We start from the raw sequence: 14,218 nt of genomic DNA, 5'->3' as shown, positions 1-14,218 counted from the left end.
CATGCAACTGCTATGGCTGCGCAGTGACTTGCGCGTTCACGATAACACCGCCCTGACCGCTGCCATGGAGCAGGGACCCACGGTGGCCGTGTACCTGATCAGCCCCGGGCAATGGCTCAGCCATGACGATGCGCCTAGCAAGGTGGACTTCTGGCTGCGCAATCTGGTGGAACTGCAAAAAGCGCTGGGCGAATTGAACGTGCCGCTCTTGATTCGTACCGCTCAGCACTGGGATCAGGCGCCGCAAGTACTGCTCAAGCTGTGTCAGGAACTCAACATTCGCGCAGTGCATGCCAACGAAGAATATGGCATCAACGAAACCAACCGCGACAGTGCCGTCGCTCAGGCGCTGCAAGACGCCGACATCCAGTGGCGTAGTTACCTGGATCAATTGTTTTTCAAGCCTGGCACTGTACTGACCAAGACTGGCACCTATTTCAAGGTCTTCAGTCAGTTCCGCAAGGTTTGCTACGCCCGCATGCACCAGGCGATGCCGCCACTGGTTCGGCTGCCGAAACCACAGGCCACGTTGCAGATAAAAAGTGATCGCGTGCCCGAGCAGGTTGAGGGCTTCCCGACACCCACCAAGGCGCTGCAAGACTTGTGGCCAGCAGGCGAAGACGAAGCACGTCGACGCCTTGCCGGGTTCAGCGACGAACAGATTGATTACTACCGCTCCGAACGCGACTTTCCGGCCAAGCCCGGTACCAGTCAGTTGTCGGCTTACCTGGCTGCGGGCGTGATATCGCCGCGCCAATGCCTGCATGCAGCGCTGAGCAGTAACCAGGGTGAATTCGAGACCGGCAGCGTCGGTGCAGTGACCTGGATCAACGAGCTGCTTTGGCGCGAATTCTACAAACACATTCTTGTCGGCTTCCCCCGCGTCTCGCGGCATCGTGCCTTCCGCCCGGAAACCGAAGCACTGAAATGGCGTGATGCGCCGGAGGAACTGGCTGCCTGGCAACAGGCACGTACCGGCCTGCCCATTATCGACGCCGCCATGCGCCAGTTGCTGGAAACCGGCTGGATGCACAACCGGCTGCGCATGGTCGTCGCAATGTTCCTGACCAAAAACCTGCTGATTGACTGGCGCGAGGGCGAGCGCTTTTTCATGCAGCACCTGATTGATGGTGACCTGGCAGCCAATAACGGCGGGTGGCAATGGAGCTCTTCTACGGGCACGGACTCGTCGCCCTACTTCCGGATTTTCAACCCGCTGTCCCAGTCGGAAAAGTTCGACCCCGAGGGACGCTTCCTGAAGCATTGGTTGCCGGAGCTGGCCGACCTCAACAAAAAAGAAGTGCATAACCCGGCCGCCGGTGGCTTGTTCGGTGTTGCCAACTATCCAAAGCCGATTGTCGATCTGAGCAGCAGTCGCGCCCGCGCGCTCGCGGCCTTCAAAGCTCTGCCGCACCTGCAGCCCGCAACAGAGGCTGACGATGACTGACTTCCTGCGACACTTTGCTCATGAGTTTGCAGCGCTGAACAAGAGCAATCTTGAGCGCCTTGGTGCGCTGTACAGCGACGACGTGCAGTTCACTGATCCGCTGCATCAGATTCACGGGCTGCCGCAAATGCGCCGCTATTTTGCCGAGTTGTACGCCAACGTCAGCGACCTGCATTTTGATTTCCATGATTTTGATCAAGTCAGCGAAGGCAACGGTTATCTGCGCTGGACCATGAGCTACGCCCATCCGCGCCTTGCCAGAGGCAAGACGATCAAGGTGCAGGGCTGCTCGCACTTGCTCTGGCGCGACAAGGTTTATCAACACCGAGACTATTTCGATGCAGGCGCCTTGCTGTACGAGCACTTGCCAATCATGGGCCAGCTAATCGCCTGGCTGAAAAGGAGACTGGGATGAGTAATCCGAATGCGCGACGTATCTGGTTAACCGGTGCCAGCAGCGGCATCGGTTTTGCGCTCGCCGAAGAGCTCCTCATCGCCGGTCACAGATTAGCGTTGACCGCTCGAACTGTGGCTCCGCTGGAGGAGCTGGAACGCCGCTTTCCCAACCAAGTGTTGCTGGCACCGGGCGATTTGACCGATGGCGAACAAATCACCGCGATCGGCGACCGCATCGGCCAGGTTTGGGGGGCGCTGGACTGCGCGATCATCAACGCGGGCACCTGCGAGTACATCGACAGCAACGACTTCGACGCGGCACTGTTTGAGCGCGTGGTGCGCACTAATCTGCTGGCCAGCTCTTACTGCGTACAAGAAGCGCTGATTCTGCTGCGCAAAGGCGACCAACCACATCTGGTGGGGGTTTGCAGTTCAGTGACTTACCTGCCGCTGACCCGTAGTGAAGCCTATGGTGCATCCAAGGCCGGAATGCGCTATCTGTTTGAATCGCTGCGCATCGACCTGGCTCACGAAAATATCGATGTCACCGTTGTAAGCCCTGGCTTCGTCGATACCCCACTGACAGCCAAAAATGACTTTCCCATGCCCATGCGCTGGCCGGTAAAAAAAGCCGCGACCTACATCGCTGAACGCTTGCTGCGTTCCCGCAGGCCGATGGAGATCGCCTTTCCGGGACCGTTCATTCTGATCCTGCGGTTACTGGCGCTATTACCCGTCCGCGCGCAACTCGCGTTAGGAAAACGTATGGCCCGCTCGGCAGCTCAAACCAAGGATGCTCAATGAAAATCGCCATCATCGGCAGTGGTATCGCCGGTTTGACCAGCGCTTATCTACTCAACCGCTCGCACGACATCACGGTGTTCGAGGCGGCAGACTGGGTTGGCGGGCATACCCATACCGTTGATGTAGAACTGAACGGTCGCAGTTACGCGATCGATACCGGTTTCATCGTGTTCAATGACTGGACGTATCCCAACTTCATTCGTTTGCTCGGGCAACTCGGGGTGGCTTTCAAGCCCACCGAAATGAGTTTTTCCGTCAGCGACCCGAAGACCCGGACCGAATACAACGGCAACAACCTCAATAGCCTGTTTGCCCAGCGCAGTAACCTTTGGTCCCTGAGCTTCTGGGGCATGCTGCGCGACATTCTGCGTTTTAACCGCGAAGCGCTGGCCGACCTGGAAAACCAGCGCATTGCCCAAGACACTACTTTGGGCGATTACCTGCACAGTCGGGGTTACGGCAAGCGTTTTATTGAGCATTACATCGTCCCCATGGGAGCGGCGATATGGTCCATGTCCCTGGCGGACATGCTCGCCTTCCCTTTGCAGTTCTTTGTGCGCTTTTTCAAAAATCACGGCCTGCTGTCAGTCAGCAACCGGCCACAGTGGTGCGTGATTGAAGGCGGTTCCAGTCGCTACATCGAACCGCTCACTGCGTCTTTTGCCGAGCGAATTCGCCTGTCCTGCCCGGTCAGTCGTGTTGAACGGGACGCCGACGGCGTGACGGTCCACAGTGCCGCTGGCAGCGAACGTTTCGACAAAGTGGTGTTCGCTTGCCACAGCGATCAGGCCCTGAAAATGCTCGCGCAACCGAGCACGGCAGAACAGGAAATCCTCGGCGCGCTGCCCTACGCCGAAAACGACGTGGTGCTGCATACCGATACCCGTCTGCTGCCCAAGCGACCGCTCGCGTGGGCCAGCTGGAACTATCGACTCGGCGGTGGCGAGCAACAACTGGCCGCCGTGACTTACGACATGAACATCCTGCAAGGCATCGAAGGTGACACGACCTTCTGCGTCAGCCTCAACCAGACCGACGCCATTGAACCGAGCAAAATCCTCGCTCGCTATCGCTATGCGCATCCGCAATACAGCCTGGCAGGTGTTGCGGCGCAGGCCCGTTGGCATGAACTTGCGGGCGTTAACCACACCTGGTTCTGCGGCGCTTACTGGGCCAATGGTTTCCATGAAGACGGCGTGGTCAGCGGCCTGTGCGTGGCGTCGGCCTTTGGTGAATCATTGTGAACAGCGCCCTGTACAGCGGCTGGATAGCCCATCGGCGCTTTGCGCCGCGGGCCCATGACTTTCGTTATCGGATTGGCCTGCTGTACCTGGATCTGGAAGAGCAAAACGCTGTGTTGAATGTTTCGCCGTTGGCAGGCAAACGTCGCTGGGCGCCGTTTTCCTTTCGCGAAACCGATTACCTGCGCGAGCTGACCCGCCAAGGCGTGCCGTTGATACAAGCGGTGCGTCAACGGGTCGGCCAGGCCATCGGCCACACCCCGCAGGGCAAAATCTGCCTGCTGACACAAGCACGCAGCTGGGGCCTGGCGTTCAACCCGGTGAGCTTTTTTTATTGCTTTGAAGCAGACGGAGCCTTGGCGGCAATTCTTTGCGAAGTGAGCAATACCCCGTGGCGCGAGCGTTACCACTATGTATTGCCTGCCGACGGTGAAGGACATCAGCACTTTGCCGTGGCCAAAGCCTTCCACGTCTCGCCTTTTCTACCCCGCGACCTTGAATACCGGATGAGCTTCAGCCCGCCCGGTGAACGTCTCGGCGTACACATGGCGGACTGGCAAGGCGATCTGAAAATGTTCGACGCCACGCTAAACCTGCAACGCCAGGATCTGAACCGGGGCAACCTGCATCGGTATCTGCTGGCATTTCCCTGGATGACCGCCAAGACCTGCCTGGCCATTTACTGGCAAGCATTGCGCCTGTTTCTCAAGCGCGTTCCGCTATTTCCTCATCAGGCCGCTGACGGCGACTACCGTACTGCCTCCACGCAATTGAAGGGTCAACGCCATGAAAAGCAGTAGCAGCAGTTTTTCGGCCAATCTGGGGACCAACAGTCTGACTGCCAACATCCTGCGACGAGGCGTGCTGCGTCAGCTTGCCCGGCTGCGCAGCGGTCAGTTGGTGGTCACCGAAGGTGATGAGCGCCATGTGTTTGGTGTCGCGGGTGCCGTCATACAGGGCGAGATTCAGGTTCTGGATTCAGCCACTTGGGGTATGGTCGCCAGCAATGGCTCCATTGGCGCGGGCGAAGCCTACATCCACGGCTATTGGACCTCGCCAGACCTGACGGCGGTGATCAGGGTTTTTGTCAGCAATCTGGATGTGCTGGACGCGATGGAAGGCGGAATGGCGCGGCTCGGTCGACCGTTCATTCAAGGGTTGCACTGGCTCAACCGCAACACCCGTGAAGGATCGCAAAAAAATATCGCAGCCCACTACGATCTGGGTAACGAGCTGTTCGAGCAGTTTCTTGACCCGACCATGATGTATTCCGCAGCGCAGTTCCTCACGCCCGAGGACACGCTGGAACAAGCGCAACTGAACAAACTGGAGCGCATCTGCCAGAAGCTGGCCTTGACGCCCGACGACCATCTACTGGAAATCGGCACCGGCTGGGGCAGCATGGCGATTTACGCCGCGCAGCACTACGGCTGCAAAGTCACCACCACGACGCTGTCCAAAGAGCAGTTTGCCTATGCCGAGCAGCGTATTGCAGAGCTGGGCTTGCAGGATCAGATCACTCTGCTGCTCAAGGATTATCGGGATATGACTGGACAGTTCGACAAGCTGGTCTCGATCGAGATGATTGAAGCAGTCGGCCACCGGTTTCTGCCGACCTATTTCAAGCAATGCGCGCACCTGCTCAAGGATAACGGCCTGATGCTGCTGCAAGCGATCACCATCCGCGAGCAGCGTTACGAGCAGGCCAAACGCAGCGTCGACTTTATCCAGCGCTACATTTTCCCGGGCGGTGCTCTGCCCTCGGTGCACAAAATGCTGGAAATTGTCGGCCGCGACACCGACATGAACCTGCTGCACATGGAAGACTTCGGCCTGCACTACGCTCGCACCCTGCGCATCTGGCACGACAACTTCCGCCACGCCCACGGCTACCTCGCGGAGCTGGGCTACGACGATTACTTCCTGCGGCTGTGGGAGTTTTACCTGTGTTACTGCGAGGGTGGTTTCCTAGAGCGCACCATCGGCACGGCGCAATTGCTGTTGGCGAAACCCTGCGCATTGCCACAACCGCTGCTCGGCCGTTTCGATGCTTAAGCAGATCGCCAACGCCGTGCTGTTCCAGGCAGGCTGGTTTGCCTGCGTGCTGGGTGGCAACAGTTATTGGCTGCTGATCCCGGTCGCGGTACTGCTCATCCATCTGCTGTGGATAAGTTCGTGGGCCGCAGAAGGTAAATTACTGCTGTGGATAACCGCTCTGGGTACCGTGCTCGACAGCACGTTGATGCTGCTGGGTGTATTCGACTTTGGCAGTCAGGGTTTGTTGATCCCGCTGTGGCTGATCTTACTTTGGGCAGTGTTGGGTACCACCCTCAGGCACTGCCTGGCCTGGACCGCCAAACCGTGGTGGCGTGCCAGCTTGCTGGGCGCGATCGGTGGCCCAATGTCCTATTACGCGGGCTCGCAACTGGCTGGCGTGCAATTGCCGCTGGGATTATGGCCGAGCATGAGCCTGCTGGCTGTGCTATGGGCTGCAGTGTTTGCACTGTTGCAATGGCTGTCCGCTCGGTTGCTCGCCGGTCAGTCAGTCAACACCCCCGCCTCGCGCTGACATACACTGCGCGCCTATGACTGCGACCCTGATCCCGACCCGCCCGATTTCCACTGAAACCACTATCACCTGCTCAACCTGTGCGGCCTGCTGCTGCCAGCTGGAAGTGATGCTGATCACAGACACCGGCGTGCCTGAACGCTTTATCGATACCGACGACTGGGGCGGCGAAGTCATGCTGCGTCTGGACGACGGTTGGTGTGCAGCGCTGGATCGCAACACGATGATGTGCACTATTTATGAGAAGCGTCCGCTGATCTGCCGGGAGTTCGAAACCGGGTCAGAGGAGTGCATGAATGAAAGGCTGGGGATTGAAGGGGCTTATTTGTAGCGGTATCGCCAAGGCCGGGTTTTGCCGCGCTCTTATCGCGAGCAAGCTAAGCTCCCACAGGAGAATACGGTCAACTGTAGGAGCCGGGCTTGCTCTCGATGGCGTCAGAGCGGCATCGTGTAATGTAGCGCGTAGCTCTCAATACCGTCGTTTGGCTCTTTGATACCAGCGTTCGAGTAGTGAGTCGCGCGGATGCCCACTTCATGACCACCGTTGAAGCGCAGACCGAAGCCGATGCGGTCTTCGAAGTTGAAAGCCGAACCCAGTTTGTTGTCTTCAACTTGAGTGTTCGAGAACACTGCGACACCGATACCGGCTTCAATATACGGCTTCACTTTCTCGCCAGCGAATTCGTAAACGAATACCGGGGAGAACGAAAGACTGTTGTTGCTGGAACGCTTGTCACCATCCCAGTAGGTGTAAGCACCATCCCAATAGCCGGTCAGGCGACCTACGTCGCTCTGCAACCAGCTTTGATCCCAATCAAACTTCATACCCAGGCGGTAAGTCTGGGTCGTCTGGCCCGTCTGCCCAACCGAAAACTCAATGCCCGCGGCCTGAGTGAGTGAAGTTTGCCCCATCAACGCGGCCGCAAGCGCAGCCAAACACAACAGACGCTTCATCAGAAACTTCCTATTTCGAATGCAATTATTAGGTATTTGCAGATAACCGGCTTGCTATAGAAATCTGACGTGGAACGTTAGTTCCAATGCCAAGCAAAGCTTTTCACGATTTTTTTACAAATCGAAGAATCGCACATTGTCAGATTTTTTCCAAAGTGTAGGTAGGATGTTTCCGAAATTATACGGATCAGCGCTGGTCCAGAACTGCGTTTCTTGGGCATGGCCGTCGTGCAGAAGGCCGTGCTGCGCCAATAATCGTTGAAGCTGGCGAGCCACTGCGTGCCCGGTGTCGATCAGGATGACCGACTCCGGGATCATTTCCCGCAGCAGAGGTTTGAGGAAGGGATAGTGGGTGCAGCCGAGGATAATCGTGTCACAGCCCTCGGCCAGAAGCGGCTCGACATAACCCCGCAGCAAGGTACGAATGGTCGGGCTGAACAGGTCACCTGACTCGATCAGTTCCACAAGGCCGGGGCACGGCTGAGTGACCACGCGCACATCGCCCGCGAAACGGTCGAGCAAAGCGGCGAACTTCGCGCTTTGCAAAGTACCGGTCGTAGCGAGCACGCCCACCACACCACTGCGGGTCGCAGCCGCTGCCGGTTTGACCGCAGGTTCCATGCCGACGATTGGCCAGTCCGGATAATGCTCACGCAATTGAGCGGCGGCAGCGGCAGTTGCAGTATTACAAGCCAGCACCAGAGCCTTGGCACCTTGATCGCGAAAGAACTGCGCGATGATCATGCAGCGCTCGCGAATGAACTCCGGGCTTTTCTCGCCGTAAGGGATATGCCCACAGTCCGCGACATACAGCAGCGACTCGTTGGGTAGCAGGTCGCGAATTTCACCCAGCACCGACAAGCCACCTACGCCGGAATCAAATACGCCCACCGGCGCATCACTGGCTTTAATCATGCTTCCCTGCACCGCAGACGCTACATCCCGGATCACGCTTGACCTTCAGTTCACGAAAGCGCGTGGTCAGAGCATCAATCAATAACAGGCGCCCAACCAGCGGCTCGCCAAAACCAACCAATACCTTGAGCGCCTCAAGCGCCTGCAGGCTACCGACCAATCCCACCAAAGGCCCGATCACACCCGCTTCGCTACAGGTCAGTTCGGCCTCGCTGCCGTGACCGTATAGACAGTGGTAGCAAGGGCTTTCAGGCCGACGTGGATCGAACACCGACAATTGCCCTTCAAGACGGATCGCTGCGCCACTGACCAAGGGTTTGCCCGCAGCGACACAGGCCGCGTTGACCGCGCCACGGGTTGTGAAATTGTCTGAGCAATCAAGCACCAGATCGACACTTGCGACTGCCGCTGCCAGAGAATCGACATCCAGCGCAGCATGATGAGCAACCAGGGTGACCTCAGGATTGATCGCGGTCAGACGGGCAATCGCCGAATTCACTTTGCTCTGCCCGACGCTCTGGCTGTCGTGGATGATCTGGCGTTGCAGGTTGGTCAGGTCGACCGTGTCGAAATCCGCCAGATGCAACGCGCCGACACCGGCGGCTGCCAGATACAAAGCAACAGGAGAACCCAGGCCTCCGAGACCGACGATCAACACCCTGCTTTGCTTGAGCTTGAGCTGGCCGTCGATATCGACGTGTTGCAACAGAATCTGTCGGCTATAGCGCAACAGTTCCTGATCAGTCAGCACGGCAGACGCCCGAAGGTAATGCGTTCATGGTCGCCCAGATCACGACGAGTCTGGATTTTCTCGAAGCCATGACCGCTTAACAAATCGCGGACCGCCGAGCCCTGATCATAACCGTGCTCCAACAACAACCAGCCATCACCGTTCAGATAGTTCGGTGCCTGCTCGATGATCATACGCAAATCATCCAGACCATCAGTCCCGGCAACCAGCGCACTGCTAGGCTCGAAACGCACGTCTCCCGCTGCCAGATGTGGATCCTCGGCCGCGATATACGGCGGGTTGCTGATGATCAGATCAAAACGCTGACCTTCAAGGGAGCTAAACCAGTGGCTGCTCAGCACCTTGGCGTTATCCAGATGCAAACGTTGACGATTACTCTCGGCCAATGCGACCGCTTCAAGCACCCGATCCACCGCCGTCACCTGCCAGACCGGACGCTCACTGGCCAAGGCCAGGGCAATCGCGCCGGTCCCGGTGCCCAGGTCGAGCACGCGAGTCGGCGCAAATGCAGGCACCAGCTCCAGTGCGGCTTCGACCAGCATTTCGGTTTCAGGGCGCGGAATCAATGTATGAGGCGCGACGTCCAGATCCAGTTTCCAGAACCCCTGCTGCCCCAGAATGTAGGCCACGGGTTCACCGGTACGACGGCGCTGCAGATGCGAGGCAAACGTCAGTGCGGCTTCACTGCTGACTATTCGCTCCGGCCAGGTATGCAGGAAACTGCGCGGTTTACCCAGCGCAGCCGCCAGAAGCAGTTCAGCATCAAGACGGGCAGTTGGTGAATCAGGAAGCTCGGCGCTTCGTAACAAGCTGGCGATGATGGTCATTTACTCACCCAGTGCCGCTAGTTGGTCTGCCTGATATTCGGCAAGTAGCGGCTCTATCACTGCATCGACACCACCGGCCAAAACTTCATCCAGCGAATACAAGGTCAGATTGACGCGGTGATCCGTTACTCGCCCCTGAGGGAAGTTATAGGTTCGAATACGCTCGGATCGATCACCCGAGCCGACCAACAGTTTACGCTCACTGGCAATCGCATTGGCAGCGGCGCTGGTTTGCTGGTCGTTTAGTTTCGCGGACAGCCACGCCATGGCGCGGGCTCGGTTCTTGTGCTGGGAACGCTCTTCCTGACATTCAACGACGATACCCGACGGAAGGTGGGTAATACGGATCGCCGAATCGGTCTTGTTAACGTGCTGACCACCCGCGCCCGAAGAACGATAGGTGTCGACACGCAAGTCCGCAGGATTAATTTCGATGGCCTGCTGCTCATCCGGTTCAGGCAGCACCGCAACGGTGCAAGCCGAAGTATGAATGCGGCCTTGAGATTCGGTTTCCGGAACCCGCTGCACGCGATGCGCACCGGACTCGAACTTGAGCTTGCCGTAGACATTCTCGCCCTCAACCCGGGCAATCACCTCTTTATAGCCGCCATGTTCGCCCTCGTTTTCAGAGAGGATCTCGACCCGCCAGCCACGGCGCTCGGCGTAACGCGAATACATGCGGAACAGGTCGCCAGAGAAAATCGCCGCCTCGTCGCCGCCGGTCCCGGCACGAATTTCGAGGAACACGTTGCGCCCGTCATTGGGGTCTTTGGGCAGCAACATGCGTTGCAGCTGGCTTTCCAGATCAGCCAGCAATTGCTTGGTCTCGCGCACTTCCTCGACAGCCATTTCACGCATGTCCGGATCGCTGTCCTTGAGCAGCGCCTGAGCGCCGTCCAGATCAGCCAATGCCTTGAGCAGCTGTTTATACGCCGCAACGATCGGCTCGACCTCGGCATATTCCCGGGAATACGCACGGAATTTGGTCTGATCCGAAATAATCTCGGCATCGCCAAGCAACGCGGTCAGTTCCTCGAAGCGATCGCTGAGGATATCGAGTTTGTTGAGCAGTGAGGCTTTCATTGCGGGGGTTTATCCGTCGAGCCCTCACCGAGGGCAAAAAGTTCCTGGGCCATGGCCAGCGCGTCGAGGCGGCCTTCGGCAGAGAGTTTCTTCAATTGCACACTGGGCGCGTGCAGCAGTTTGTTGGTCAACCCGCGAGCCAACTGCACCAGCACGTCCTCAGCATTGCTGCCGTTGGCCAGCATACGCTGTGCCTTCAGCAATTCCTCGTCGCGCAGCCGCTCGCTTTGCTGACGGTAAGCCCGGAGCACATCCACCGCCGCCAGCTCGCGCAGACGGAACATGAAGTCATTAGTCCCGGCTGCAACCAGCTCTTCAGCAGCCTGCGCCGCGCCCTGTCGGCTTTTGAGGTTCTCGGCGACGACTTCATGCAAGTCGTCAACGGTGTACAGGTAAACGTCATCCAGCTCACCGACTTCCGGTTCGATGTCCCGTGGTACGGCGATATCGACCATGAAAATCGGTTTGTGCTTGCGCAGCTTCAGAGCACTTTCAACGGCACCCTTACCAAGGATCGGCAGTTGGCTGGCCGTAGAGCTGATAACGATATCGCTGTTGACCAGTTCTGCCGGAATGTCCGAGAGCAATACCGCGTGCGCGCCAAACTCGGCGGCCAGGATGCTCGCGCGCTCAAGCGTACGGTTGGCAACCACGATGCGTTTGACCCCTAGGTCATGCAGATGACGCGCAACCAGCGTGATGGTCTCACCCGCACCGATCAACAGGGCCTGGCTGCGTTGCAAGTCACTGAAAATCTGTTTCGCCAGACTGACTGCGGCGAACGCCACCGAAACCGGGTTCTCGCCGATGGCTGTGTCAGTACGCACCTGTTTGGCCGCGCTGAACGTGGCCTGAAACAGCCGGCCCAACAGCGGACCAATGGTTCCGGCTTCGCGGGCCACGGCATAGGCGGATTTCATCTGACCGAGAATCTGCGGTTCGCCGAGTACGAGCGAGTCGAGCCCGGAGGCGACCCGCATCATGTGACGAACTGCCGCATCGTCGGCGTGTACATAAGCACTGGCGCGCAACTCTTCGAGGCTCAAATGATGATATTCGGCCAGCCAGGCGAGAATCGTCTCAGAACCGATCTGGTCCTGTTCGATGTACAACTCACTACGGTTACACGTAGAAAGGATCGCAGCTTCGCGGCTATTAGTAAGACGGCAAAGCTGCTGCAAGGCCTCAACCAGCTGCTCTGGCGTAAATGCCACGCGCTCGCGGACGTCTACCGAGGCAGTCTTATGGTTGATACCAAGTGCAAGGAAGGCCATTCAAGGTCGCTGATGGTGACGTGAAGCCGACAATTGTCCTACTTCAATAGGTTCAGAACAACCACCGTTGACTATTGTCCTAATAGTCTCGCGCTCTAAATGCCCTTATTAAGGGCTTACAGCACAAATAATCAAGCGTTCCGGCAGTTTTCCAACCGGCTGTGGGTTTGCTCCCAGCCTTGTGTCATGATGCTCAAAACCGCAGGTAAGTCGTCCCTTCTTATATATGAATAGATCCTCCGCGCTGTTTCTCGCCCTTGTCTTTCTCAGCGGTTGCCAGTCAATGGCACCGGTTCAGCCGCAGACCACACCTGCGCCGAAAGACACCGCCCCCGCACCTGAAGCCAAGCCTCAGGTCTACGGTTCGTTCACCCAGGAAACCCTCGTCAGCCTGCTGAGCGCGGAACTGGCTGGCCAACGCAATCGCTTCGATATCGCCCTGGATAACTATGTGACCCAGGCGATCAACACCCAGGATCCGGGTGTTTCCGAGCGCGCGTTCCGGATTGCCGAGTACCTGGGCGCCGATCAGGCTGCACTGGACACCTCGCTGATCTGGGCCAGAAACGACAGGGACAACCTCGAAGCGCAACGCGCGGCAGCCATTCAGCTGGCGCGCGCAGGACGCTATGACGACTCCATGGTGTACATGGAAAAAGTCCTGCAAGGTCAAGGCGACACTCATTTTGACTTCCTGGCACTGTCAGCGGCCGAGACCAATCCCGAGACCCGGAACGCGCTGCTTACCAGTTTTGACCGACTCCTCGTCAAGTACCCGAACAACGGGCAGCTGATTTTCGGCAAAGCGCTGTTGTTGCAACAGAACGGCGACGCACAGGCCTCGCTGAAGCTGCTCGAAGACAATCCGCCCAAAGACGGCGAAATTGCGCCAATACTGCTGCGTACACGCCTGTTACAAGGTATGAACCGGGGCAAAGAAGCGCTACCGATCCTGGAAAAAAGCATCAAGAAATACCCTGATGACAAGCGTCTGCGCCTGACGTACGCCCGCATGCTGGTCGAGCAAAATCGCATGGAAGACGCCAAAGTGCAGTTTTCCAGCCTGGTGCAGCAGTATCCCGATGATGACGAACTGCGCTTCTCACTGGCGCTGGTCTGCCTGGAAGCCAAAGCCTGGGACGAAGCCGCAGGTTACCTGGAAGAGCTGATTGCCCGTGGCGCCCATGAGGATTCCGCGCACCTGAATCTGGGTCGCATTCACGAAGAGCGTAACGATCAACAAAGCGCACTGGGCGAATACGCTCAGGTAGGTCCTGGCCCGGACTATCTGTCCGCACAGCTGCGCCAGGCCGATATTCTGATGAGCAACGGCAGCGCGGCCGAAGCCTCCAAACGTCTGGCCGAAGCTCGCGATGCGCAACCGGACTATGCCATTCAGCTGTACCTGATCGAAGCCGAGACTTTGTCCAACAACAATCAGGTTGATCGCGCCTGGCAAGTGCTGACGCAGGCGCTCAAACAATATCCGGACGACCTGAACCTGCTTTATACCCGCTCGATGATGGCGGAAAAACGCGGTGATCTGGCGCAGATGGAAAAAGATCTGCGGGCGATTCTCAAGCGCGAACCGGAAAATGCCATGGCGCTCAACGCGCTGGGCTACACCCTTTCCGACCGCACCACGCGCTACGCAGAAGCCAAGGAACTGATCGAAAAGGCTCACAGCCTTAATCCGGACGATCCGGCAGTACTCGACAGCCTTGGCTGGGTAAACTACCGCCTGGGCAACCTGGACGAAGCCGAACGCTTGTTGCGCCTGGCACTTGAGCGCTTCCCCGATCATGAAGTCGCTGCTCATCTGGGCGAAGTGCTGTGGGCCAAGGGTCAACAGCGCGAAGCGCGCAAAGTCTGGGGCAAAGCCCTCGAAGAACAACCTGACAGCCCTATTCTGCGCAGCACTCTGTTGCGCCTGACCGGATCCGAGACCCTTTAAATT

General features: G+C 58.0%; 15 protein-coding genes. 9 read left to right on the top strand and 6 right to left on the bottom strand.

The window, feature by feature from the left end:
- Nucleotide 1 precedes the first annotated feature (1 nt).
- From phrB to ABRP31_RS04140, 8 genes are read left to right on the top strand one after another with little or no spacing between them, the layout of a single operon-like run.
- A complete protein-coding gene (gene phrB, locus ABRP31_RS04175; protein WP_349973380.1) occupies nt 2-1,447 on the top strand; it encodes a deoxyribodipyrimidine photo-lyase in 1,446 nt (481 codons plus the stop codon).
- A complete protein-coding gene (locus ABRP31_RS04170; protein WP_349973382.1) occupies nt 1,440-1,862 on the top strand; it encodes a nuclear transport factor 2 family protein in 423 nt (140 codons plus the stop codon). The genes phrB and ABRP31_RS04170 overlap by 8 nt, the downstream gene beginning before the upstream one ends.
- On the top strand, nt 1,859-2,647 hold the full coding sequence (locus ABRP31_RS04165) for an SDR family oxidoreductase (protein WP_087272956.1): 789 nt from the start codon (nt 1,859-1,861) through the stop codon (nt 2,645-2,647). Before ABRP31_RS04170 ends, ABRP31_RS04165 begins: the two co-directional genes overlap by 4 nt.
- Complete coding sequence (locus tag ABRP31_RS04160) at nt 2,644-3,891, top strand: FAD-dependent oxidoreductase (protein ID WP_349973384.1); 1,248 nt, start codon at nt 2,644-2,646, stop codon at nt 3,889-3,891. The genes ABRP31_RS04165 and ABRP31_RS04160 overlap by 4 nt, the downstream gene beginning before the upstream one ends.
- Nucleotides 3,888-4,688, top strand: a complete 801-nt coding sequence (locus ABRP31_RS04155) for a DUF1365 domain-containing protein (protein ID WP_349973387.1) — start codon at nt 3,888-3,890, stop codon at nt 4,686-4,688. Before ABRP31_RS04160 ends, ABRP31_RS04155 begins: the two co-directional genes overlap by 4 nt.
- Entirely contained in the window at nt 4,675-5,943 is a 1,269-nt protein-coding gene (locus ABRP31_RS04150; RefSeq protein ID WP_349973388.1) for a cyclopropane-fatty-acyl-phospholipid synthase family protein, read from the top strand. Before ABRP31_RS04155 ends, ABRP31_RS04150 begins: the two co-directional genes overlap by 14 nt.
- A complete protein-coding gene (locus ABRP31_RS04145; RefSeq protein ID WP_349973390.1) occupies nt 5,936-6,457 on the top strand; it encodes a DUF2878 domain-containing protein in 522 nt (173 codons plus the stop codon). The genes ABRP31_RS04150 and ABRP31_RS04145 overlap by 8 nt, the downstream gene beginning before the upstream one ends.
- Before the next feature lie 16 nt (nt 6,458-6,473).
- Complete coding sequence (locus ABRP31_RS04140) at nt 6,474-6,788, top strand: YkgJ family cysteine cluster protein (RefSeq protein WP_087272941.1); 315 nt, start codon at nt 6,474-6,476, stop codon at nt 6,786-6,788.
- Between the two features lie 104 nt (nt 6,789-6,892).
- Here the strand turns inward: ABRP31_RS04140 and ABRP31_RS04135 are convergent, their stop codons facing one another.
- The 6 genes from ABRP31_RS04135 to hemA form a co-directional block, all read right to left on the bottom strand.
- Complete coding sequence (locus tag ABRP31_RS04135; protein WP_349973392.1) at nt 6,893-7,411, bottom strand: acyloxyacyl hydrolase; 519 nt, start codon at nt 7,409-7,411, stop codon at nt 6,893-6,895.
- Nucleotides 7,412-7,525: 114 nt separating this feature from the next.
- Nucleotides 7,526-8,326 (bottom strand): glutamate racemase, encoded by an 801-nt coding sequence (gene murI / locus ABRP31_RS04130; protein ID WP_349973394.1) that lies wholly within the window; start codon nt 8,324-8,326, stop codon nt 7,526-7,528.
- Complete coding sequence (locus tag ABRP31_RS04125) at nt 8,319-9,077, bottom strand: molybdopterin-synthase adenylyltransferase MoeB (protein ID WP_349973396.1); 759 nt, start codon at nt 9,075-9,077, stop codon at nt 8,319-8,321. Before ABRP31_RS04125 ends, murI begins: the two co-directional genes overlap by 8 nt.
- Nucleotides 9,071-9,904: a peptide chain release factor N(5)-glutamine methyltransferase gene (gene prmC / locus ABRP31_RS04120; protein ID WP_087272930.1), complete on the bottom strand. Its 834-nt coding sequence runs from the start codon at nt 9,902-9,904 to the stop codon at nt 9,071-9,073. Before prmC ends, ABRP31_RS04125 begins: the two co-directional genes overlap by 7 nt.
- Nucleotides 9,905-10,987, bottom strand: coding sequence for a peptide chain release factor 1 (prfA, locus tag ABRP31_RS04115; protein ID WP_087272927.1), 1,083 nt, complete (start codon nt 10,985-10,987; stop codon nt 9,905-9,907).
- Nucleotides 10,984-12,261 carry a glutamyl-tRNA reductase gene (hemA, locus tag ABRP31_RS04110; RefSeq protein ID WP_087272924.1) on the bottom strand — a complete coding sequence of 426 codons (1,278 nt, stop codon included), beginning with the start codon at nt 12,259-12,261 and terminating at the stop codon, nt 10,984-10,986. Before hemA ends, prfA begins: the two co-directional genes overlap by 4 nt.
- Nucleotides 12,262-12,487: 226 nt before the next feature.
- Here hemA and ABRP31_RS04105 point away from each other — a divergent pair, with 226 nt between their 5' ends.
- Entirely contained in the window at nt 12,488-14,215 is a 1,728-nt protein-coding gene (locus ABRP31_RS04105; RefSeq protein ID WP_349973399.1) for a tetratricopeptide repeat protein, read from the top strand.
- Nucleotides 14,216-14,218: the final 3 nt, after the last annotated feature.

This window comes from Pseudomonas caspiana (assembly GCF_040224095.2).
Classification (GTDB): domain Bacteria; phylum Pseudomonadota; class Gammaproteobacteria; order Pseudomonadales; family Pseudomonadaceae; genus Aquipseudomonas; species Aquipseudomonas caspiana.
This window is presented reverse-complemented; position numbering and strand designations above follow the sequence as displayed.

Excerpts from the sequence above, each read along its gene's own strand:
- ABRP31_RS04170 (WP_349973382.1), top strand. The coding sequence starts at position 1,440 with ATGACTGACTTCCTGCGACACTTTGCTCATGAGTTTGCAGCGCTGAAC.
- phrB (WP_349973380.1), top strand. The coding sequence starts at position 2 with ATGCAACTGCTATGGCTGCGCAGTGACTTGCGCGTTCACGATAACACC.
- ABRP31_RS04150 (WP_349973388.1), top strand. The coding sequence starts at position 4,675 with ATGAAAAGCAGTAGCAGCAGTTTTTCGGCCAATCTGGGGACCAACAGT.
- ABRP31_RS04140 (WP_087272941.1), top strand. The coding sequence starts at position 6,474 with ATGACTGCGACCCTGATCCCGACCCGCCCGATTTCCACTGAAACCACT.
- ABRP31_RS04105 (WP_349973399.1), top strand. The coding sequence starts at position 12,488 with ATGAATAGATCCTCCGCGCTGTTTCTCGCCCTTGTCTTTCTCAGCGGT.
- ABRP31_RS04145 (WP_349973390.1), top strand. The coding sequence starts at position 5,936 with ATGCTTAAGCAGATCGCCAACGCCGTGCTGTTCCAGGCAGGCTGGTTT.
- ABRP31_RS04165 (WP_087272956.1), top strand. The coding sequence starts at position 1,859 with ATGAGTAATCCGAATGCGCGACGTATCTGGTTAACCGGTGCCAGCAGC.
- ABRP31_RS04160 (WP_349973384.1), top strand. The coding sequence starts at position 2,644 with ATGAAAATCGCCATCATCGGCAGTGGTATCGCCGGTTTGACCAGCGCT.
- hemA (WP_087272924.1), bottom strand. The coding sequence starts at position 12,261 with ATGGCCTTCCTTGCACTTGGTATCAACCATAAGACTGCCTCGGTAGAC.
- murI (WP_349973394.1), bottom strand. The coding sequence starts at position 8,326 with ATGATTAAAGCCAGTGATGCGCCGGTGGGCGTATTTGATTCCGGCGTA.
- ABRP31_RS04135 (WP_349973392.1), bottom strand. The coding sequence starts at position 7,411 with ATGAAGCGTCTGTTGTGTTTGGCTGCGCTTGCGGCCGCGTTGATGGGG.
- prmC (WP_087272930.1), bottom strand. The coding sequence starts at position 9,904 with ATGACCATCATCGCCAGCTTGTTACGAAGCGCCGAGCTTCCTGATTCA.
- prfA (WP_087272927.1), bottom strand. The coding sequence starts at position 10,987 with ATGAAAGCCTCACTGCTCAACAAACTCGATATCCTCAGCGATCGCTTC.